This is a genomic window from Acinetobacter sp. YH01004, assembly GCF_013420455.1.
GTDB lineage: Bacteria > Pseudomonadota > Gammaproteobacteria > Pseudomonadales > Moraxellaceae > Acinetobacter > Acinetobacter towneri.
The window spans coordinates 41,040-60,373 of the sequence record NZ_VOXZ01000013.1 but is presented as its reverse complement, the minus strand read 5'-3'; the positions used below and the strand labels follow the sequence as shown (position 1 = coordinate 60,373).

The following is a 19,334-nucleotide window of genomic DNA, read 5'->3' as shown; positions in this document are numbered from 1 at the left end:
CATGAGTGCTCTATTTATTGTGGTTACAGCGATTCTTTTGCTAGGACCTTTAATTGCAATTCATGAATTTGGGCACTACTTTGTTGCACGTAAACTAGGTGTCAAAGTTTTGGTGTATTCCATCGGCTTTGGACCAACCATTTTAAAATGGACTTCCAAAAAATCAGGGATTCAATATCAGCTTTCGGCATTGCCTTTGGGTGGCTATGTCAAAATGCTAGATGAACGCGAAGAAAACGTTGCTGAAGCAGACCTACCTTATGCCTTTAACCGTCAGCATCCGTGGAAACGTATTGCGATTGTGGCAGCAGGGCCGTTGATTAACTTAATTTTTGCCATTTTATTGTTCTGGGTTTTATTTTTACCCGCTCAAGAACAGTTGAATACCCGTGTGGGTAAAGTGTTGGCAGATACACCTGCGGCAACAGCGCAAATGCAAGCAGGCGATAAGATTACCGCCATTGATGGTACGCCTGTGACGACATGGGAAAAGCTGAACTTTGCCTTGGTAGATCGTGTAGGTGAAACAGGCAAGATTCAGGTACAGGCCGAACGTGCAGGTGAAATCAAAACATTTAGCTTACCCATTCAAAATTTCTTAAATGATCAATCCCAATCACCTTTAGATATCTTGGGTTTTACACCGTATCGCCCACAAATTCCTGCAATTGTCAGTAAGTTAAGTGAAGATGGTGCGGCCATTCGTCAAGGTATGCAAGTCGGCGATCAAATTATTGCGATTGATGGCGTCAAAATGAATGACTGGTACGATGTGGTACAAGTTGTTCAAGCATCGCCAGAAAAATTACTGAAAGTAGATGTGCTGCGTAACAATCAAGTACAGCAACTGGAAGTGATGCCGCAAGGCAAACGTGACAATATGGGCAATGTTTCGGGTGTATTGGGTGTGCAAAGTGATCCTGGAAAAATTGTCATTCCAGAAGATTTTAAGCAAACCATTCAATACAGCCCGAGTGAAGCTTTATTTATGGCGGTAGATAAAACAGGTCAGCTGTCTAGCATGATTCTGAATTCTATTGTCAAAATGGTACGTGGTTTAATTGGTTTAGATAACTTATCAGGCCCAATTACTATTGCCAAAGTCGCAGGGCAAAGTGCGGAAATGGGGTGGCAAACTTTTATTTCCTTTATGGCACTTATGAGCGTAAGCTTAGGAATTCTAAATTTATTGCCAATTCCAATGTTGGATGGCGGGCATTTAGTTTATTATTTTATCGAGCTGATTCGTGGAAAACCTGTTTCTGAACAAATACAATTAGTTGGTTTAAAAATTGGTATGGTACTGCTTGGAAGTATGATGCTCCTTGCATTATTTAATGACATTATGCGTTTATAACAACGTAGATACGAAATAAATTTAACACTGGAAAAGACTGGCATGCAGCACACACATTTATTTATGCCCTTGGCACTGGTTAGTGCAATGGCGGCAACACAACAAGTATATGCAGCAGATGAATTTATTGCGCGAGATATAAAAATAGATGGTCTTGTTCGTTTAACGCCAGCCAATGTCTATGGAATGATTCCAGTGAATAGTGGTGATCGTGTCAATGAAGCAGTGTTGGCCAATGCGATTCGTTCACTCTATGCCACAGGTTTGTTTGATGACATTCAGGCCAGTCGTGAAGCCGACACTTTAGTGTTTAAAGTGGTTGAGCGCCCAATCATTTCTAAGGTTGAATTTAAAGGCAATAAACTGATTCCAAAAGAAGCGTTGGAAGATGGTTTAAAGAAAATGGGTGTGGCTGAAGGTGAAGTACTGAAAAAGTCAGCACTACAAACTTTAGAATCTGAACTTGAACAGCAGTATATGCAGCAAGGTCGTTATGATGCGGATGTACGTGTCATTACCACAGCACGTCCAAATAATCGTGTAGATTTAACTGTAGAGTTTGTTGAAGGCAAAGCCGCTAAAGTGGTGGATATCAACATTATTGGCAATACGGTATTTAAAGAAAGTGACATTAAGCAGGCGTTTGCAGTTAAAGAAAGTAGCTGGAGCTCGATTGTTACCCGTAATGACCGCTATGCACGCGAAAAAATGGCAGCAAGTTTGGAGGCATTACGTGCGTTATACCTTAACAAAGGTTATATCAACTTCAATATCACTAACTCTAGCTTGAATTTGAGCGAAGACAAAAAGCATATCTTTGTTGAAGTTTCGGTGGATGAAGGCGAGCAATTCAAGTTTGGTGAAAGCAAGTTCTTGGGCGATGCTTTATACAAACCAGAAGAACTTACGGCACTGCAAATTTATAAAGATGGTGAAACCTATTCACAAGAAAAAGTGAATGCGGTGAAACAATTGTTGCTGCGTAAATATGGTAATGCAGGCTATTACTATGCCGAAGTGAATATTGTTCCGCAAATTGACAAAGAAACTAAACTGGTAGATTTAAACTACTACATCAACCCAGGTCAGCAAGTTACAGTGCGTCGTATTAACTTCGCTGGTAACAGTAAAACCGCCGATGAAGTACTGCGTCGTGAAATGCGTCAAATGGAAGGTGCATTGGCAAGCAATGAAAAAATTGATTTGTCTAAAGTCCGTTTAGAGCGTACAGGTTTCTTTAAAACCGTTGATGTCAAGCCTGTGCGTATTCCAAATGTGCCAGACCAAATTGACTTAAATGTAAATGTAGAAGAACAGCACTCAGGTACAAGTACTTTAGCGGTAGGTTTCTCGCAAAGCGGTGGTGTGACGTTCCAAGCTGGTTTAAGCCAAACTAACTTCTTAGGTACGGGTAATTCGGTTTCGATTGATTTATCACGTTCTGAAACACAAGATTACTATAACCTGAGTGTGACTGATCCATACTTCACGATTGATGGTGTGCGTCGTGGTTACAACATGTACTACCGTAAAACCAAGTTAGATGATAACTATAACGTTAACAACTATGTGACTGACAGTTTCGGTGGTGGAATTAACTTCGGTTACCCAATTGATGAAAACCAAAGCATTAGTGCAGGTTTAAACATTGATCAGACCGAAGTAACCACAGGTCCTTATGTTTCAACTTATGTCGCAGACTATTTAGAGCGCCATGGGGGTAAAGAAACCAAAAGTGACGAATATTGTCCAGATGATTTAGTCCCTATTAAAGATGCAAATGGTGATGTAGTAGGGTATGAGCCTTGTGCAAATCCAATTCCTTACGGCAAAGAATTTAAAGGTGATTTCCTTACGTATAACCTAAATTTAGGTTGGTCATACAACACTTTAAATCGTCCGATTTTCCCAACCAATGGTATGTCGCATCGTGTTAATGCTGAAATTGCTTTACCCGGTAGTGATGTGGAATTCCAAAAAGTGACCTATGATGCACAGGCTTATATGCCATTAGGTCATGATTTTGTCTTACGTGGCTACGGTAAGTTAGGTTTTGGTAATGACTTACCGTTCTATAAGAACTTCTATGCAGGTGGTTATGGTTCAGTACGTGGTTATGACAACAGCACCTTAGGCCCGAAATATCCAGGTGTTTATTTCTCTGATACAAGTCAAACGGATCGCTCACCTGAAGAAGTTGGTGGTAATGCTCTAGTACAGTTCGGTACAGAATTGGCTCTACCAGTGCCATTTAAAGGAGATTGGACGCGTCAAGTCCGTCCAGTAATTTTTGCAGAAGGCGCACAAGTTTTTGATACTCAGTGTAATGTTTCTGATTCAAATATTTTTGTGAATGGTGCTTCTGTGAATGCCAAGCAATATTGTAAAGACAATTATGGCTTCGACTTCGGTGAAATGCGTTATAGCGTGGGTGTAGGCTTTACTTGGATTACCATGATTGGCCCATTATCACTCAGCTATGCGTATCCGTTGAATGATAAACAAGGCGATGACACTAAAAATATCCAATTCGAAATTGGTCGTACTTTCTAAGTACGACCCATGTTGGATTGTTTAAACACAGGATGTAGCACATGAAAAAAACAATATTGAGTTTGGCATTGTTGGGTTTATCTACAATGGCTGCAGTAGCACATGCTGCAGGCTATGGTGTGGTAAGTTTAGAGCGTGTTGTAGAAAATAGCAGTTATCTCAAACAGCAAAATCTCGCTTTGCAACAGTCTGTCAAACCACAAACCACTAAGCTTGAGCAACTGACAAAAGAGTTAGAAACCATGCAGCAACGCGCGCAACAGACTACGAATTTATCAGACGCTGAAAAGCAAAAAATGAATACACAGTTTCAAGCCAAATTGAAAGAATTTAATAGTTTGCAACAAGCGGTACAAACTAGTGTCCAGTCAGAATTGCACAAAATTAACGATGGTTTTGAAACTCGTTTAAAGCAAGTTGCTGAACAATTGCGTAAAGAAAATGGTTTAGATGTGGTTTTGAATAAAAACTCAGCACTTGCCTATGACCCGAAGTATGATTTAACTGATAAAATGATCCAAAAGGTCAACGCACTTAAATAATCAATGAGTTCCCAATATTATCGCTTAGAAGAAATTGCTGGTTTAGTTCAAGGTCAATGCATTGGACAAGCCGATTTACGTTTGCAAGGTTTGGCAAGCCTTGAGTCTGCTCAGGCGCATCAACTTGCATTCGTGAATGGCGATAAATATTTAGCGCAAGCACGTAGCTCTCAGGCGGGGGCTTTAATTGTGACCGCTTCACTACAAGCCGAGTTAGACAATCATCACAACTTTATTGTGGTCGATAATCCGTATTTAGCTTTTGCAATTTTAACCCATGTATTTGAGCGTAAGCATACGCAACGTGGTATAGAAAGCACAGCCCAAATCCATCCATCAGCCATCATCGCCGATAGTGCTTATATTGGTCATTACGTCGTAATTGGTGAAAATTGTGTGGTGGGTGACAATACGATTGTGCAATCGCACTGTAAAATTGATGACTTTGTCGAAATTGGTCAACAGTGTTTTATTGATTCACACGTGACTTTGACAGGCGCAGCCAAGCTTGGACATCGTGTGCGCATACACGCCAATACTGTAATTGGCAGTGAAGGCTTTGGCTTTGCACCTTATCAAGGCAAATGGCATCGTATTGCACAGTTGGGTTCGGTGATTATTGGCAATGACGTTCGTATTGGCTCGAATTGCAGCGTAGATCGCGGTGCACTAAATGATACAATTTTGGAAGATGGTGTCATTATTGATAACCTTGTGCAAATCGCACATAACGTCAAATTAGGTGCTCATACGGCCATTGCAGCAAAAACTGCCGTGGCTGGAAGTGTGACAATTGGCAAAAACTGTATCATTGGTGGTGGAAGTGCAATTTCAGGGCACTTAAATATTGCTGATAATGTGACTTTGACAGGAATGTCAATGGTCACAAATAATATTTCTGAATCAGGAAAATATTCGTCAGGTATAGGCTTGTTTGAAAATCAAAAGTGGAAACGTACTGTTGTGCGCCTCAGACAATTAGCAGATGTGCCATTGACCCAATTGGTGAAAAGACTTGATGATATGCAATCTCAAATTGAGTCCCTTGAATCAACTTTTAAATTGCGTAAATAATTATGATGACTGAGTCGAATTCTAGCACCTTCACTAAACCTGAATTGCCAATGCACATTCAAACCATTCGTGAATATTTACCCCATCGCTATCCGTTTTTATTGGTAGACCGCATTGTAGAAGTCACTGATAACGGTATCGTGGGTTATAAAAACGTATCTATCAATGAAGAATTCTTGCAAGGACACTTCCCGAATTATCCGATCATGCCGGGTGTTTTAATCGTTGAAGCGATGGCACAAGTGTCGGGTATTTTAGGTTTTATCATGAATAATGAGAAACCGAGCGCAGGTTCTTTGTTCCTTTTTGCAGGCGCAGAAAAAGTTCGATTTAAAAAACAAGTCGTTGCAGGCGATCAACTTGTATTAAAATCTGAATTAGTTATGCAAAAACGAGGCATTTACAAATATAATTGTATCGCCACCGTTGATGGCGTCGTCGCAGCAACCGCGGAAATTATGGTTTCGCATCAGAAAACAGAGCAAGCATGAGCAATAACCCACTCATTCACCCAACCGCTATTATTGACTCATCTGCAGTAATCGCTTCAGATGTCACGATTGGTCCATACTGTATTATTGGCCCAAATGTAACGATTGGTGAGGGTACAAAACTTCATTCGCATGTGGTGATTGGTGGTTACACCCGTATTGGTCAGCACAATGAAATTTTCCAGTTCGCCAGCGTAGGTGAGGTCTGTCAGGACTTAAAATATGCAGGTGAGGAAACTTGGCTAGAAATTGGTGATCACAACAAAATTCGTGAACACTGCAGTTTGCATCGTGGTACGGTGCAAGACAATAGCCTGACCAAAATTGGTAGTCACAACTTACTTATGGTCAATACGCATATCGCACATGACTGTATGGTGGGTGATCACAATATTTTTGCCAATAACGTGGGTGTGGCAGGTCATGTGCATGTTGGGGATTATGTGGTTGTCGGTGGAAACTCTGGTATTCACCAATTCTGTAAAATTGACTCTTATAGCATGATTGGTGGTGCATCGCTCATTCTTAAAGATGTGCCTGCGTATGTCATGGTTTCTGGTAATCCTGCACATGCATTTGCAATGAATGTGGAAGGAATGCGTCGTAAAGGCTGGTCGAAGGATGTGATTCAAGGTCTTCGTGAAGCCTTTAAACTCATTTACAAATCTGGATTAACCACTGAGCAAGCCATTCAGCAAATTCGCATTGATATTTTGCCAAATGTGGCAGAAGCGCAGCGTTTAATTGATTCTTTAGAGCAATCTGAACGTGGTATTGTGCGTTAAGCTTTGAGTTTGTCGAATGCGGCAAGCTTCAGAATATTAAAAGACATCCTCGGATGTCTTTTTTATTGGCTTATTTAAAGAATCTTGCTTCTTCAGACTTTGGGTATTGGCTCAGAATTTTACTTTTGTATTGCGCTGCCAAAGCAGGTTTGTGATCTACATCTTGCGCAATACTATATAAACGATATAGGGCACTTGATGCTTTTGCAGATTGAGGGTACTTTGTTGCTACAATTTCAAAATTCTTTTTGGCTTCGGTGTAATTGGTCGGTTCAATCGCTAAATTAAACTCAGCTAACCAAAAATACGCATTGCTGATATACACACTGTTTGGGTGGTTTTTAATAAAGTTTTGCATAGGTGCAATCGCTTTTTTGGCACCACCTTGTTTATAGGCATCCAATGCAACAGTATAGGCTGCTTTTTCCAGCTCAATATTGGTATTTAAACCTTGAGCTGTTGGACTCACATGCGTTGTATTTTGCACAGATTGCGTGGCATTGTTGTTTAACTGGTTGTTGCTGGCGCTGGGTGCAGTATCTTTTTGGTTATCCTCCTCAGCGGCAGGAGCAGATTCAGGGTCTATTTTTTGTTGGAGCAGTTCTAGACGTTGATCTAAATCGGTATAGCGATTTTGCAATTCATGTTTGAGCTGCGCAATTTCATTGTCTTGTTCTTCAATTTTGCCACGTAACTGGCGGATGTCATTTTCAAGTTGCTGATTTTTTTGCATCAACTGCCAATTGATATTGGTGGGTACATTGGCAGTTGCCATATTACTCGTTGCAATCGCAGGGCTATTGGCATAGCCAGCACTGCTTTGGCTGAGGTTGTGGCTTTCAATTGGAATATTGGCAAATACAGACGTTGAGCACAGTAGGGCAAGAGCACAAAGTGCATGCTTTTTTAGCATAATTGAATATCCATCTTAATCTTGTATAAGTGAGTCCTTGTAAGCGTATTGGACTCAACCTGTTGATTTGGTCATTTTCCACATTTAAAACGTCCGCGCGTGGAATTGCAATAAGCTTTTACAAACTTATCATCAATCTCAGCGCAATATGGGTAAATCTAGGATTTAAATCTCAAAATAATTTTATGATGGTTTAGTTAGACTAAGTTTTGAATTTTAAGTGAGGTTATTCTATAAATGTCTTCAATTGTTTTTAAAATAATCAATTGGATAGCATTATAAAAGGAAATACAGAACAACGCTTGCAAGTTTGTTAAAAATCTCTATACTCTGTTTTTGCAATGGTAGCCCTGCTGGTTACTTCGCAATTGTACTCTACGAACCCCGTCAGGACCGGAAGGTAGCAGCGGTAGTGGAACTATGATGTGCCGAAGGCTTGCTGGTAGGGTTGCCACCAGTTTTGAAATAATAATTCTATTTATCTTCTACTTATTTTGATCTTATATCCACTATTTTAAAAATCCTGCTCTTTCCTACGAATTGCTTTCATAATCGCATCCATATCAAAGCCCCGATACTGTAAAAAACGAATTTGTTTGGCTTTAAGTTTTGGCTCGTTTGCGACTTCTGTGCCGAATTTTTTCACTTTCAGTTGATAGGCTTGTTCTGCCCAATCAGTTTCTTTAAGTTCTTCTGAAATTAAACTGCTATCCACTTTTTTGTTTTTAAGTGCCATTTTAATGCGATTTGGCCCTTTACCTTGGCGCTTTTGGCTAGCCAGTAACATTTCTGCAAGACGCTGATCACTCTGATAATTTTCGCGTGCCAGTTCATTGACTAATTCAATCACTTCATCACGGTTTTCTGCATATAAAGCCAATTTTTCAATTAAGTCATTTTTAGAATATTCTTTACGAGTTAAGACAGCGAAGGCATAGCTACGTAGACGAGAACCTGTCAGTCCTGGGCGTTTGCTTTGCTGTTCGTCAGGGTCTTCAATGTATTCTTGATCATCAATGGCATCTGTATAAGCAGGGTATTGTTTATTAATGTTAGGCGCAGAATTTGAGGCAAAATGCAGGGCAGATGTTGTTTCTGAATATGCCTGCTTAGTTTGGCTGCATGATTGCTCATCTTCGCCAAATTGTTGTTTTAGCGCAGCATAATCAATCAGTTTGGGGAATTTATTTTCAGACATGGTAATGCTTCCATATACAATAAAACGCTCCGTAGAGCGTTCTATTTAATTCAGTTTGTTGTGTTCATCTTAGCGCATGCTTTAAACATCAAGTAAGTCGAATTCTTCTTCGTCTTTATCTTCTACAGGTGCAGCTTGACCTGTCGTGAGTAGTTGTTCACGAATAATCGCTTCGATGCCTTTAGCAAGCTCTGGATGTTCTTCAAGATGGCGAATGGTGTTGTTTTTACCTTGACCAATTTTATCGCCTTGATAAGAATACCAAGCACCAGCTTTTTGCACGATATTTTGTTGAACAGCTAAATCGACCAGCTCGCCCAAATGGTTAACACCTTTACCGTAAAGAATTTGGAACAATGCTTCTTTAAATGGAGGTGCCATTTTGTTTTTCACAACTTTGACTTTGGTTTCAGAACCAATAATCTCGTCACCTTCTTTCACTTGACCTACACGGCGAATATCTAAACGAACAGAAGCATAAAACTTCAATGCGTTACCACCAGTTGTGGTTTCTGGGCTACCAAACATTACACCAATTTTCATACGAATTTGGTTAATGAAGATCACCATACAGTTCGAGCGTTTGGCATTACCTGTGATTTTACGCAAGGCTTGGCTCATTAAGCGTGCTTGTAAGCCCATGTGTGAGTCACCCATTTCGCCTTCAATTTCGGCACGAGGGGTTAAGGCAGCTACGGAGTCGACCACAATCATGTCGATTGCGCCAGAGCGTACCAACATATCGGCAATTTCAAGAGCTTGTTCACCGTTGTCTGGTTGCGATACTAAAAGATTGTCAATATCTACACCAAGTTTACGTGCATATTGAGGATCAAGCGCGTGTTCGGCATCAATAAAGGCACAAGTTCCACCAGCTTTTTGACATTCTGCAATGGCTTGCAAGGTCATAGTCGTTTTACCTGATGATTCAGGGCCGTAAATTTCAATGATACGACCTTTAGGTAAGCCACCAATACCCAATGCAATATCTAGGGTCAATGAGCCTGTAGATACGGCTTCTACCGCTTGCACAGTGTTGTCACCAAGACGCATGACTGTGTTCTTACCAAATTGCTTTTCAATCTGGCTTAACGCAGCGTTTAATGCCTTGCTTTTATTCTCATCCATCTTACAACCTCAATACGATGTCACGAAACAATATACTCAAGTGGATGCATTTACTTAAATCTTTTCCACATGCAATATAGTGACAGAATTTGTCCTGTAGTTCTATTTATATCACGGGCTGTACGACAGCCTGTGACGCTCTATTTAATCATCATTATATGACCAAAATTGGTCAAATTGCTGATCATTCTCTTGTTTAAATTTGCTGATGTCACGACGGTCTTTTTTACTTGGTCGATGATCAGGTCGTGCTAGATTATGCAACTTTCTTTGGGTCGCAATCAATTCCCTGCGTGCAATACTCACTTCAGTTTCTTCATAAAGTTGCTGAGCGATGGGCGCAGGGCCGCGTACGCCGGATAATGCCTTGACCAATACGGTTTTCTTATCAAAACCTTGTTGAATGGTCAGCTCAGTTCCCACACGAATTTCTTTGGAAACTTTAACGCGCTCGCCATTGTGATGTACTTTGCCGCCTTCAATGGCAGCTTTTGCAATAGAGCGGGTCTTGAAAAAACGTGCAGCCCATAGCCATTTATCAATTCGGATCGTTTCAATGGCTTCGTGGGACGAAGTTTTAGGCATATTTTTGAGTGTCCTCAAATTGTTCTAAGACAGGAATTAAATCTGTTAATTGGTGCAACATAGGGTAATTACAAGTCTGACGCGCAGGTTTTGCTGAGGATGGCTGGGCAATACTATATAAGTGTCCAATCCCAAAGGCTTTAGCACCATTAAGCACCTTTTCGGTGTCATCTATAAAATAGCAATCTTCAGGATTAAATGCATGTTGTTGTTGCAATGTTTGCCAAAATTCAACGCGCTCTTTGGCATAACCAATACTTTCAGAACTAACAATCACTTCAAAATACTTTGCTAAACCTGTATGTGCTAATTTAAAGTCTAAACCTGCACAATCGGCATTGGTGGTGAGCCAAATGTGATAGCCATTATTTTTTAAATATTCCAGTAATTCAATAGCTTGTGGACGCAGCATGACTTGGTCTTTATATTCAAGTTGCAGAGTAAGCATATCTACACCCACTTTGGCCGTCCAAAAACGAGAGGAATACCACTCTAAGGTATGGCTATGCGCTTGATAAAAATCGTATAAAATTTCTTTGCTGCGTTCTAAAGAGCAAGCGTGTAATTCTGCATAGCGAATAGGCAGTTGTTCATTCCAAATAAAATCATCATAAGCGAGATCTAACAGCGTTCCGTCCATGTCAAACATGATGATATTTTTGTGCATTTAGATATCCTAAACCATAAAGCAATTGCCAAAAGGCAAATAAAACTGGCTCATTTAAACATGCTTGAGGCATAACTCAAAATGCTGTCTGATTATTCGCCAAATTGTGCTAGGCTAAATAAATAAGCACTGTACATGCGTTGCATATAAATTAGGTGAGATGGGGCAGTTGTAAAAAGTAACTGTAGCGTTCACAAAAACAATTTTTTTGACATATTTCTGTATTTGTTTGTCTGTACAAGCATAGAAATTGAATGGTAAATTTTTTAAATTAGGGAGCTAGTAATGGCTGAACAACAGTATTTAGATTTAAAACACTTAGATAAACAACTCGATGAGTTTGAGAAAAAGAAGAAAAAAATTAAGAAAATGCGTATCGGCTATAAATTATTTGCGCATTTAATGGGCGATGAAAAATTCGCCCATCATGTTTCAGAGTCGGCATTAAACCCAGATAAACGTAGTTATCGTAAAGTCAAAATTAAAATCACCTCAGATGAGGGAGAGTTAACTTTTCTAGAAAAGGATTGATTAATTTTTTGATTTAAAATTCTAGTGATTTTGATTATGTATACAAATATGTGTACCTTTAAATCTGGCCCGATTGATGCAGATCGGGCTTTTTTATACCTTAATTCTATGAATGGTTCAACCTGAATTAGAATCCTTTTATAAGTCGAAATTTGATCATAAATGATCAGTAAAATTAGTATTGAAAGTCCCTTCTTTTACGCTATGTATTGCTCAGGATGAGGAGTATATTCCGCAAGTGGATGAGGGGATTCTTATAAAAAACCTCTCCCTGAGGAGCATGCTCCGCAAGTCTCCTAAAAGGAAAGGGAATTTCCTTTGCAGTGATTCAAAAATGATTTAAGAAAGAATCTTTTTAAATAAAATGCATCAAGTTGTCATAATCTGCACTTAAGCTATTCAGCAAACTCAGTGAAATGTAATAGGTCGTGTTTAGTCTATTTCAGTATAAGTTCTGTGTATAAATGTGGCAAGGTGCGCTCAAATGTTACGCTTTAACTATCAAAAGAGGCATGAATATGACAGAACGATACCTGAGAATATTGACAATTTTTCATGATTAAATAAATTTAAAAGGAATTGTGATGTCTATTTTAGGAATTGCCATTACCACTATTTTGGGTTTATTGGGTATTGCTGCAATTATTATTGGTTTTTTTGGTGGTGAAACTTATTTGGTGATTGTGGGTATTTTATTATTGGTTAGTGGTGCACTCACTTTATCGATGTTTAAAAAAAGATTATCCAATCCATTTAAAGATTAATTAACTAAGCACTCAATAAATAAAAAACTCAAGTAAAAATGAATTGCTTTGACACATAAAGTCTTGATTTAGCATATCTAGCCACTAAATTTTATCTACGCATCAGCCGTAAATTTTATTACAATGTTTTTATGAAAGTAATGAAAAATTAGACCTTTAGATACAGTCTAAAAAGGATAGTTATGTTTATAAAAACAAAGGCGCCAACGCATACTTTAATTTTACAGTTATTGCCAATCGTGCAGCAGGCGTGTGAAATTTTAAATCAGGAATTTCAAGATTATTGTTCAGGTGCTGCTTTTGATGTAGAAAAGAAAACCGATGATTCTCCTGTTACGCAAGCCGATTATCGAGTCAATTATTATTTAATGCAGGCTTTGGCAAAAATCTCCAATTTACCTGTGTTGTCCGAAGAAGGTGAGCAAGACCAACGTCAGCAATGGCAGCAATTTTGGTTGCTTGACCCTTTAGATGGCACAAAAGAGTTTTTACATCAACGTCCTGAATTTACCATTAATTTAAGTTTAATTTGTGGTGTGCAAACAACTTTTGCAGTACTTGCAGTACCAGGCGAGCAAACTATTTATTTTTGTCCTGAACAGGGTATGCCATTGAAATATCATATTTTAACTCAGCAATGGTATCTCTATCAGTCTGAACCCACGGTAACATCTTCAGTTCTAAAAATTGGATTAAGCCACAGTAGTCAAAAAAAATCACACTATGCAGACTATTTAAAAAGCTTGGCGCAGTTGACCAATTTTGAAGAACTAAAAGCAGGTAGTGCTTATAAATTCTGCATGATTTTGGAAGATCGTGTCGATATTTACCCACGTTTTCATCCGACTTCTGAGTGGGACACCAGTGCAGGACAATGTTTATTGGAACGAATAGGTGGTGGATTGGTCGATTTTCAGGGGCGGGCATTTTTATATAATCAGCGCGATACATTGTTAAATGGTGGTTTTATCGCCTATAAAAATACGCAGATGAAACAGATTGCCTTACAAGCACTTGGACTTATGGCGAAGTCAGATTGAGCAAAGTGCTGAACATGGTATAGTGTCAAGCAACCAAGTTAAAATTTTGGCTAGATCATGGCATTAGAACTACTCCCTGCAAGTATGCTTAAAGCAATTGATTTATTGCCTGATGCTCAGACGCCTGTGACTTTGTTTACCCGTCATTCTATTCGTGAAATTGTCGTTGGTCAGGGTTTGGCTGGCTATAATTTACAATTGACCGAACAAGGTCGCGATTTAGCCGAAGCATGGGGAGGCTACTTGGTTGGAAATACAGATCGGGTGATTCAACACTGTATTTCAAGTCCTATTCAGCGTTGTGTCGATACGGCTGCTTTAATGATTCGTGGGGCAGATGGCATTACCCTCGAACCCAATACCCATCACATTGAAATTATAGAACAAGGTTTATTGGTGGAACCAGGAAGCTTTGTACTTGATATCAAACAGGCAGGCCCATATTTTCAGAAACAGGGTGCTTTAGGCTTTATTAATAGTTTTGTGAATAATGCCTTGCCCGGCATGAAACATCCGATTCATGGTGTCGTGGATGTCCTTGAGCTGATTTATAACACCCATCCAACCAACCAATACGGACTGAGTTTAGCTGTGAGTCATGATACGATTTTAGCTGCAATTATCGCGGTGATTTCTGGACGTAATGAAGTCACGCAAGCCGATTGGCCAGACATGATGGAAGGTTTATTCGTTTGGTTTGAAGGTGATGAGTTTTTAGAATCCAAGCTAAAATGGATTTGGCGCGGTCAGATTCACACTTTAGATATCTCGCAATTTCGTCAGAAAGTTTAAGCAGAAAATTGAACGCATATTCTAGTGCTATCCATTCAGTACGATAGAATACCGTCTGTCAGAAATTAAAAAAAATAATTCAAATTTTATTCTCTTTTTTTCCTTCATTTTATGCAGTTGTGAGCGCAAACTCGATCAAATATTGTCTATCAATCTGTGTGCTGCTTTAAAAATTCGCTGATTTTTATAAAGAAAAATTAATAAAATTGTGTTGAAAATATAAAGCGATATGAAACTTGAGAATTGCATAATTTTATACATCTATTTAATATAAAAATACAAGCCATTGAAAAATATGTGTTTATTTTTATATTTTTTGTCATAAATTGACATTGGGGTGGAATAAATAATGAAAAGTGTGACTCGGTTTTCGCTTAGTCTATTAAGTGTATGTGTATTATCATCTATGCTTGCGGCATGTGGCGGCGGCGGTGGGGATGAGGCGACTAATTCAAATCATGCCAATCCATATCCTGAACCAAAGCAAGATGTGATTAATCAGTCTGCACTTGGGTTTTTTGATTACAACGCTAATTCTGAATCACGTGAAGTGCGTAATGATTTAGAAGGTGATTTTCAGGCAATGATTCAATTTGCTCAAGGGCATGTGGTTGATCCGAATGGTAACGAGGCGAAAAAAATGCCACGTTTGACCGCAGAAAAAGAAGCATTATTATTGGTTACACCAAATCAGGGCATGGACAATATCGACACTTTGCAGCTTGAAGTGTATCAAAATGAACGCTTGTTACGTCGTGTTGCTTTACTTGATCCAACCCAGATTCCTGCTTCAGACCAGAGCAATCAAGATGGTCGTGCTGAGGTGTTGTATAGTAAGCGTGCGTGGTCGGCTAAATTAAATTGGGATGAAGTACGTCCCAGTTTAAAGCTGCGTTTGGTCGATTCTAAAAACCGTACTGGTGCACTCGAAGCAGAAAAAATTGATTTTGCCGCACCGGGTGAATTGGTACTCAATAATATTCGTATCGGTCTACTAACTGCACCACCGAAATCGGGCGGGCATTATATGTTATTAGAGCCTGAAAAAGCGGGTACCGATTATTTCCAAACCATTCCTGCGGCACAAATGACCGTGGCAAAATATGATGACATTCAGCTAGATCGAGTGATGGTCGCCAACGGCACGATTTACGATACCCAAAGTGCGGGTGAAGGTGGTGTCTATTCGGGGGACATGCGGGAAAATACTGCAAAATCGACCTTTAGTGTGGGAATTAACTTAGCCAACTGGGGTGTGACCAGTGCCTCTATGCAAAGTCAGCAACAGCCACAACTTACACAAACTGTAATTGCCCATCATGCACGAGGTAAATATACAAATGGTGATCAAACGCATGGTTTAAGTGGCGGTAATGGTATGTTGACCCTGTATGATTCTGTGGGCAACGAGTTCAGCCATGAAATTGGACATCATTATGGTCTAGGGCATTATCCGGGTTCACAAGGTGAAAATATGTTCTGGGCTGCACACCATGCAGACAGCGGTTGGGGCTATATTGCGTATCGTAATAAAATGCGCGGTAACTTAGCGTGGCATACTCGAAACTTGGGTGATGGCAAAAATGGTGTGCCTAACTTCCTGAAACAATATGCTTATGGTTGGGATGCGATGTCAGGTGGTGCAACCAACAGTAGCATTTCGCGTTATACCCATTACACGGGTTACAGTACCCATATTCGGATTCAACCCCACTTTGGGGCGCGACATGTTTGGGATGAAAGCTCACCAAGTGGTTATAAAATTTGGAATAAAGACACACGCCAAATGGAAGTGGTTTATCCAAAAGTACCAAGCTCCAATCAGGTTTGGTACAACAGTGCCGATGGTTACTATTTAAAACCGCGCTTATTTGGTGTGCCTGTAATTACTATTATTGGCGGATATGATCCTGAAACTCAGCAAGGTGTGTTGTATCCTGCTGCACGCAGTAACTGGGGTAATGTTTATAATTTACCTGGGGCAAATCGTGCTGCTGAAAATGCCGCATGTTGGTTAGATGTTCAATATGCCAATCGTAATCAGAACGTGGCATTGGCACCTAACCGTATGACCAGCAATGCCAATAAACTGCATGTCAATTTAGCACTTGCTGAGCAGCCAAAACAGGTGAATTTATACTGTAAAAAAGCCAATCATGCCGAGAAGTTATTATCGACACTGAATATTCCGCAATATAGCGATAGTATTCAACCTGCGGTAAAAATTGGTCGTACACATGGCTATGAAGCTTTAAGAAAAGTTGAAATGCCTGATTTTCAGAAGCAGTTGGAAGCGCAAGCCAGTCAAGCTGTGGTGGCTTTAAAACCTGCTGCACAACTATTGTATGATTCTTATGCAGATTATCGTCAAGAGCTAAGTGCAACTGCACAGCAACAATTACAGCGTTATGAACAACAGCAAAATACGATTTATCGTTTAAACCGCTGGATGAATGTTTATCGTGCCGATTTAGAAAAGACTAAGCTTGAAGCGGAAACAGCATTGCACAATTTTGTGGAGCGATTGGGTTTAGGCAATGAAAATATTGTGGCTGAAGCAACACTAATGAAAAACAGAAATAACTGTTTGAAAGTTGAAACTTTGGCGAGTGGTCAGAAAAATGCTTACATTAGTGGAGCAAGTGGCTGTACAGGCGATGCAACTGAGCAGTGGATTTATGATGGTTTGGGGCGAATTCACAGCAAAGCAGAAATGGATCAGTGCTTAACCAACAACGGCAATGTGGTCTCACTTGCAAGCTGCAGTACATCTAAAGACAGTCAGGTCTGGGAAATGCACACAGCTTCGGGAACGATTCGTCAGGGGAATCAGTGCTTTGATTTAGAGCATGGCTACCTAAAAGAAAACCGCGCGCGTTTAATTCGTTATGGTTGCACAGGTGGTGCGAATCAGCAATGGACGCAATTAAAGGCTAATAACAGTTTGCAACTGGCTTATTTAAGTCCACAAAATTTACGACTGATGCTGAAATAATTCTTCGTCTGAATTATTCATCTTCATTAATTTAAAACACCTTTTGACCAGTTCAGGAGGTGTTTTTTATTTTATGGTGGCAGGTGTATTTGAAGTGATGTAATTGGCGTGCAGAAACTAAAGATTGCTTAATTTGATAAATTATCGAAACAGCAGGCACAAAAAAAGCCCTTAACGGGCTTCTTTTGTTTAACACTTAGTTAGAAGCTAAAGCTTTAACTTGAGCGTTTAAACGGCTCTTATGACGAGCTGCTTTGTTCTTATGGATGATGCCTTTATCAGCCATACGGTCAATTACTGGAACAGCTTTTTTGTAAGCTTCAGTAGCAACCGCATAATCACCTGCAGCAATAGCAGCGATTGTGCGTTTTAAATAAGTACGAACCATAGAACGTAAGCTTGCGTTGTGTTTACGTGCTTTAACGTTTTGACGAGCACGTTTTCTAGCTTGAGCAGAGTTTGCCACTCGTGCACTCCTTGAAATAGATTGGTCTGGGCGGGCTGCAATTACTTCCGAAAACCAACATCAGAAGAATTATCACCAGCCCGTAAACAAGTGCCATATTTTGATGAAACTAGACAGTTAAGTCAAGTCTTGACATGCTTTGACAACATTTTAGCTGCAGAAAAATCAGAAAGAAACAGGTAGATTAGCTTTAAGCCTCAGAGATTGTTTAAAAAATGACAAATTCTATTCAAAATGCAATTGTAATTGGTGGGAATGGTTTAGTTGGGCAGCAATTGGTCAAACAGCTTAATCAGCTGCCTGAATGTAAAAATATCACCGTTGTTTTGCGTAGACCTTGCTCGGAATTAAATCGCTTAGAAAAAGTCCAGACGTTACTCCTCGAAGACTTTTTATTGCTCAATGATGAAGATGTGAGCGGTTATAGTCATGCATTCAGTTGTTTAGGCACAACCTTAAAAAAGGCAGGCTCAAAGCAGGGATTTTATGCTGTGGACTATACCATCAATGCACATTTTGCCGAATTATTGCAGGCGAAGGGTACGCATTACATATTGGTCAGTGCTTTGGGAGCAGAAGCCAAATCAGCCGTATTTTATAATCGTGTCAAAGGTGAGCTAGAACAATATATTGAAAGTTTGGATTTAGACAAAGTATCAATTTTGCGTCCATCTTTATTATTGGGTGAGCGCAACGAACAACGGCGTTTAGAAGATTTAGGACAAAAGCTGTATCTTAAAATATCACGATTTATTCCCGATCATTTTACATATAAGCCAGTAAGTGCTACGCAAGTGACTCATACTATGGTCGAGGCAGCGCAATCGCAAATTCATAAATTTCAAATTTATGATAATTTACAAATACAAAAAACCAAGTAAAAGGGGAACAACGTGTCTACAGTACCATTCGTAACTTGTGACTTATTAGATGACCATCCAGAACATGACCTTCAAGTGGTGATTCCATCTTTGGATGGTAAATTTTTCAAAAGTTACGGTGCACGTAAAACTTTTGGTGGTCAAATTGTGACTGTAAAATGCTTTGAAGATAACTCACGTGTAAAAGAGTTATTGGCAACCGATGGCACAGGCAAAGTTTTGGTGGTAGATGGTGGGGCATCTATGCGCTGTGCCTTAATGGGTGACTTGATTGCTGAATCCGCAGTGAAAAATCACTGGAATGGCGTGATCATTTACGGCTGTGTACGTGATGTCGATGCAATTGCAGCACTTGATTTAGGCGTACATGCTTTGGCTTCAATTCCACAAAAAAGTAACCGCAAAGGCGTGGGTGAAGTGGATGTGAGTTTGCATTTCGGACAAGTCACTTTTAATTCGGGCGATTATGTCTATGCTGATAACAACGGTATTATTGTGGCAAAAGAAAAGTTGGTCGATTTATAAGCAGTTTGATGGCGCAGTCATCAAATTGCTGAGCACATCACAAGGAA

Annotated in this window: 19 protein-coding genes and 1 other RNA gene; 14 read left to right on the top strand and 6 right to left on the bottom strand. The window is 39.7% G+C overall.

The features are described from left to right. Position 1 precedes the first annotated feature (1 nt). Genes rseP through lpxA form a run of 6 tightly spaced genes read left to right on the top strand, consistent with a single transcriptional unit; the run spans position 2 to position 6,802 of the window. Positions 2-1,357 carry an RIP metalloprotease RseP gene (gene rseP / locus FTT71_RS09920; protein WP_180160919.1) on the top strand — a complete coding sequence of 452 codons (1,356 nt, stop codon included), beginning with the start codon at positions 2-4 and terminating at the stop codon, positions 1,355-1,357. A 42-nt stretch (positions 1,358-1,399) separates the two neighbouring features. Next, positions 1,400-3,910 (top strand): outer membrane protein assembly factor BamA, encoded by a 2,511-nt coding sequence (gene bamA / locus FTT71_RS09915; protein ID WP_180160918.1) that lies wholly within the window; start codon positions 1,400-1,402, stop codon positions 3,908-3,910. 41 nt (positions 3,911-3,951) lie between these two features. Further along, positions 3,952-4,452: an OmpH family outer membrane protein gene (locus tag FTT71_RS09910; protein ID WP_004976699.1), complete on the top strand. Its 501-nt coding sequence runs from the start codon at positions 3,952-3,954 to the stop codon at positions 4,450-4,452. 3 nt (positions 4,453-4,455) lie between these two features. Then, a complete protein-coding gene (gene lpxD, locus FTT71_RS09905; protein WP_180044309.1) occupies positions 4,456-5,526 on the top strand; it encodes a UDP-3-O-(3-hydroxymyristoyl)glucosamine N-acyltransferase in 1,071 nt (356 codons plus the stop codon). Between the two features lie 2 nt (positions 5,527-5,528). Further along, entirely contained in the window at positions 5,529-6,017 is a 489-nt protein-coding gene (gene fabZ / locus FTT71_RS09900) for a 3-hydroxyacyl-ACP dehydratase FabZ (protein ID WP_004976697.1), read from the top strand. Next, on the top strand, positions 6,014-6,802 hold the full coding sequence (gene lpxA / locus FTT71_RS09895) for an acyl-ACP--UDP-N-acetylglucosamine O-acyltransferase (RefSeq protein ID WP_004976696.1): 789 nt from the start codon (positions 6,014-6,016) through the stop codon (positions 6,800-6,802). Before fabZ ends, lpxA begins: the two co-directional genes overlap by 4 nt. A 70-nt stretch (positions 6,803-6,872) precedes the next feature. Here the strand turns inward: lpxA and FTT71_RS09890 are convergent, their stop codons facing one another. Further along, positions 6,873-7,718: a YbgF trimerization domain-containing protein gene (locus tag FTT71_RS09890; protein ID WP_180050935.1), complete on the bottom strand. Its 846-nt coding sequence runs from the start codon at positions 7,716-7,718 to the stop codon at positions 6,873-6,875. Between the two features lie 348 nt (positions 7,719-8,066). On the opposite strand from FTT71_RS09890, the gene ffs reads away from it, so the two are divergent. Beyond that, an RNA gene (gene ffs / locus FTT71_RS09885) (signal recognition particle sRNA small type) lies at positions 8,067-8,163 on the top strand. Between the two features lie 66 nt (positions 8,164-8,229). Here the strand turns inward: ffs and FTT71_RS09880 are convergent. The 4 genes from FTT71_RS09880 to FTT71_RS09865 all read right to left on the bottom strand — a co-directional run bounded on the left by FTT71_RS09880 (position 8,230) and on the right by FTT71_RS09865 (position 11,293). Beyond that, positions 8,230-8,913 carry a regulatory protein RecX gene (locus FTT71_RS09880; protein WP_179990156.1) on the bottom strand — a complete coding sequence of 228 codons (684 nt, stop codon included), beginning with the start codon at positions 8,911-8,913 and terminating at the stop codon, positions 8,230-8,232. Positions 8,914-8,994: 81 nt separating this feature from the next. Beyond that, complete coding sequence (gene recA, locus FTT71_RS09875; RefSeq protein ID WP_004976691.1) at positions 8,995-10,041, bottom strand: recombinase RecA; 1,047 nt, start codon at positions 10,039-10,041, stop codon at positions 8,995-8,997. A 144-nt stretch (positions 10,042-10,185) separates the two neighbouring features. After that, positions 10,186-10,626, bottom strand: coding sequence for an RNA-binding S4 domain-containing protein (locus FTT71_RS09870; protein ID WP_019836488.1), 441 nt, complete (start codon positions 10,624-10,626; stop codon positions 10,186-10,188). Next, the gene (locus FTT71_RS09865) at positions 10,619-11,293 is read right to left on the bottom strand and encodes an HAD-IA family hydrolase (RefSeq protein ID WP_180160917.1); all 675 of its coding nucleotides are present in this window, start codon (positions 11,291-11,293) and stop codon (positions 10,619-10,621) included. Before FTT71_RS09865 ends, FTT71_RS09870 begins: the two co-directional genes overlap by 8 nt. A gap of 285 nt (positions 11,294-11,578) precedes the next feature. Between FTT71_RS09865 and FTT71_RS09860 the strand changes: the two genes are divergently transcribed. The 5 genes from FTT71_RS09860 (at position 11,579) to FTT71_RS09840 (ending at position 17,415) form a co-directional block, all read left to right on the top strand. Then, positions 11,579-11,824, top strand: a complete 246-nt coding sequence (locus FTT71_RS09860; RefSeq protein ID WP_004976684.1) for a hypothetical protein — start codon at positions 11,579-11,581, stop codon at positions 11,822-11,824. 584 nt (positions 11,825-12,408) lie between these two features. Next, positions 12,409-12,588 (top strand): hypothetical protein, encoded by a 180-nt coding sequence (locus FTT71_RS09855; RefSeq protein WP_004976682.1) that lies wholly within the window; start codon positions 12,409-12,411, stop codon positions 12,586-12,588. Between the two features lie 182 nt (positions 12,589-12,770). After that, a complete protein-coding gene (locus FTT71_RS09850; RefSeq protein WP_131261461.1) occupies positions 12,771-13,628 on the top strand; it encodes a 3'(2'),5'-bisphosphate nucleotidase CysQ in 858 nt (285 codons plus the stop codon). Between the two features lie 57 nt (positions 13,629-13,685). Continuing rightward, on the top strand, positions 13,686-14,420 hold the full coding sequence (locus FTT71_RS09845) for a histidine phosphatase family protein (RefSeq protein ID WP_004976677.1): 735 nt from the start codon (positions 13,686-13,688) through the stop codon (positions 14,418-14,420). 349 nt (positions 14,421-14,769) lie between these two features. Further along, complete coding sequence (locus tag FTT71_RS09840) at positions 14,770-17,415, top strand: M66 family metalloprotease (RefSeq protein WP_180160916.1); 2,646 nt, start codon at positions 14,770-14,772, stop codon at positions 17,413-17,415. 196 nt (positions 17,416-17,611) lie between these two features. Here the strand turns inward: FTT71_RS09840 and rpsT are convergent, their stop codons facing one another. Continuing rightward, on the bottom strand, positions 17,612-17,881 hold the full coding sequence (gene rpsT / locus FTT71_RS09835) for a 30S ribosomal protein S20 (protein WP_004976669.1): 270 nt from the start codon (positions 17,879-17,881) through the stop codon (positions 17,612-17,614). A 215-nt stretch (positions 17,882-18,096) separates the two neighbouring features. Between rpsT and FTT71_RS09830 the strand changes: the two genes are divergently transcribed. Together FTT71_RS09830 and rraA are read left to right on the top strand one after the other, a co-directional pair. Next, on the top strand, positions 18,097-18,762 hold the full coding sequence (locus tag FTT71_RS09830; protein ID WP_180160915.1) for a nucleoside-diphosphate sugar epimerase: 666 nt from the start codon (positions 18,097-18,099) through the stop codon (positions 18,760-18,762). Between the two features lie 12 nt (positions 18,763-18,774). After that, positions 18,775-19,287 carry a ribonuclease E activity regulator RraA gene (gene rraA / locus FTT71_RS09825; protein ID WP_004976667.1) on the top strand — a complete coding sequence of 171 codons (513 nt, stop codon included), beginning with the start codon at positions 18,775-18,777 and terminating at the stop codon, positions 19,285-19,287. The last annotated feature ends 47 nt before the right edge of the window (positions 19,288-19,334 follow it).

What these genes read in the sequence shown, in the direction of transcription:
- rseP (WP_180160919.1), top strand. Translation starts at nt 2, where the DNA reads ATGAGTGCTCTATTTATTGTGGTTACAGCGATTCTTTTGCTAGGACCT.
- bamA (WP_180160918.1), top strand. Translation starts at nt 1,400, where the DNA reads ATGCAGCACACACATTTATTTATGCCCTTGGCACTGGTTAGTGCAATG.
- FTT71_RS09910 (WP_004976699.1), top strand. Translation starts at nt 3,952, where the DNA reads ATGAAAAAAACAATATTGAGTTTGGCATTGTTGGGTTTATCTACAATG.
- lpxD (WP_180044309.1), top strand. Translation starts at nt 4,456, where the DNA reads ATGAGTTCCCAATATTATCGCTTAGAAGAAATTGCTGGTTTAGTTCAA.
- fabZ (WP_004976697.1), top strand. Translation starts at nt 5,529, where the DNA reads ATGATGACTGAGTCGAATTCTAGCACCTTCACTAAACCTGAATTGCCA.
- lpxA (WP_004976696.1), top strand. Translation starts at nt 6,014, where the DNA reads ATGAGCAATAACCCACTCATTCACCCAACCGCTATTATTGACTCATCT.
- FTT71_RS09880 (WP_179990156.1), bottom strand. Translation starts at nt 8,913, where the DNA reads ATGTCTGAAAATAAATTCCCCAAACTGATTGATTATGCTGCGCTAAAA.
- recA (WP_004976691.1), bottom strand. Translation starts at nt 10,041, where the DNA reads ATGGATGAGAATAAAAGCAAGGCATTAAACGCTGCGTTAAGCCAGATT.
- FTT71_RS09870 (WP_019836488.1), bottom strand. Translation starts at nt 10,626, where the DNA reads ATGCCTAAAACTTCGTCCCACGAAGCCATTGAAACGATCCGAATTGAT.
- FTT71_RS09865 (WP_180160917.1), bottom strand. Translation starts at nt 11,293, where the DNA reads ATGCACAAAAATATCATCATGTTTGACATGGACGGAACGCTGTTAGAT.
- FTT71_RS09860 (WP_004976684.1), top strand. Translation starts at nt 11,579, where the DNA reads ATGGCTGAACAACAGTATTTAGATTTAAAACACTTAGATAAACAACTC.
- FTT71_RS09855 (WP_004976682.1), top strand. Translation starts at nt 12,409, where the DNA reads ATGTCTATTTTAGGAATTGCCATTACCACTATTTTGGGTTTATTGGGT.
- FTT71_RS09850 (WP_131261461.1), top strand. Translation starts at nt 12,771, where the DNA reads ATGTTTATAAAAACAAAGGCGCCAACGCATACTTTAATTTTACAGTTA.
- FTT71_RS09845 (WP_004976677.1), top strand. Translation starts at nt 13,686, where the DNA reads ATGGCATTAGAACTACTCCCTGCAAGTATGCTTAAAGCAATTGATTTA.
- FTT71_RS09840 (WP_180160916.1), top strand. Translation starts at nt 14,770, where the DNA reads ATGAAAAGTGTGACTCGGTTTTCGCTTAGTCTATTAAGTGTATGTGTA.
- FTT71_RS09830 (WP_180160915.1), top strand. Translation starts at nt 18,097, where the DNA reads ATGACAAATTCTATTCAAAATGCAATTGTAATTGGTGGGAATGGTTTA.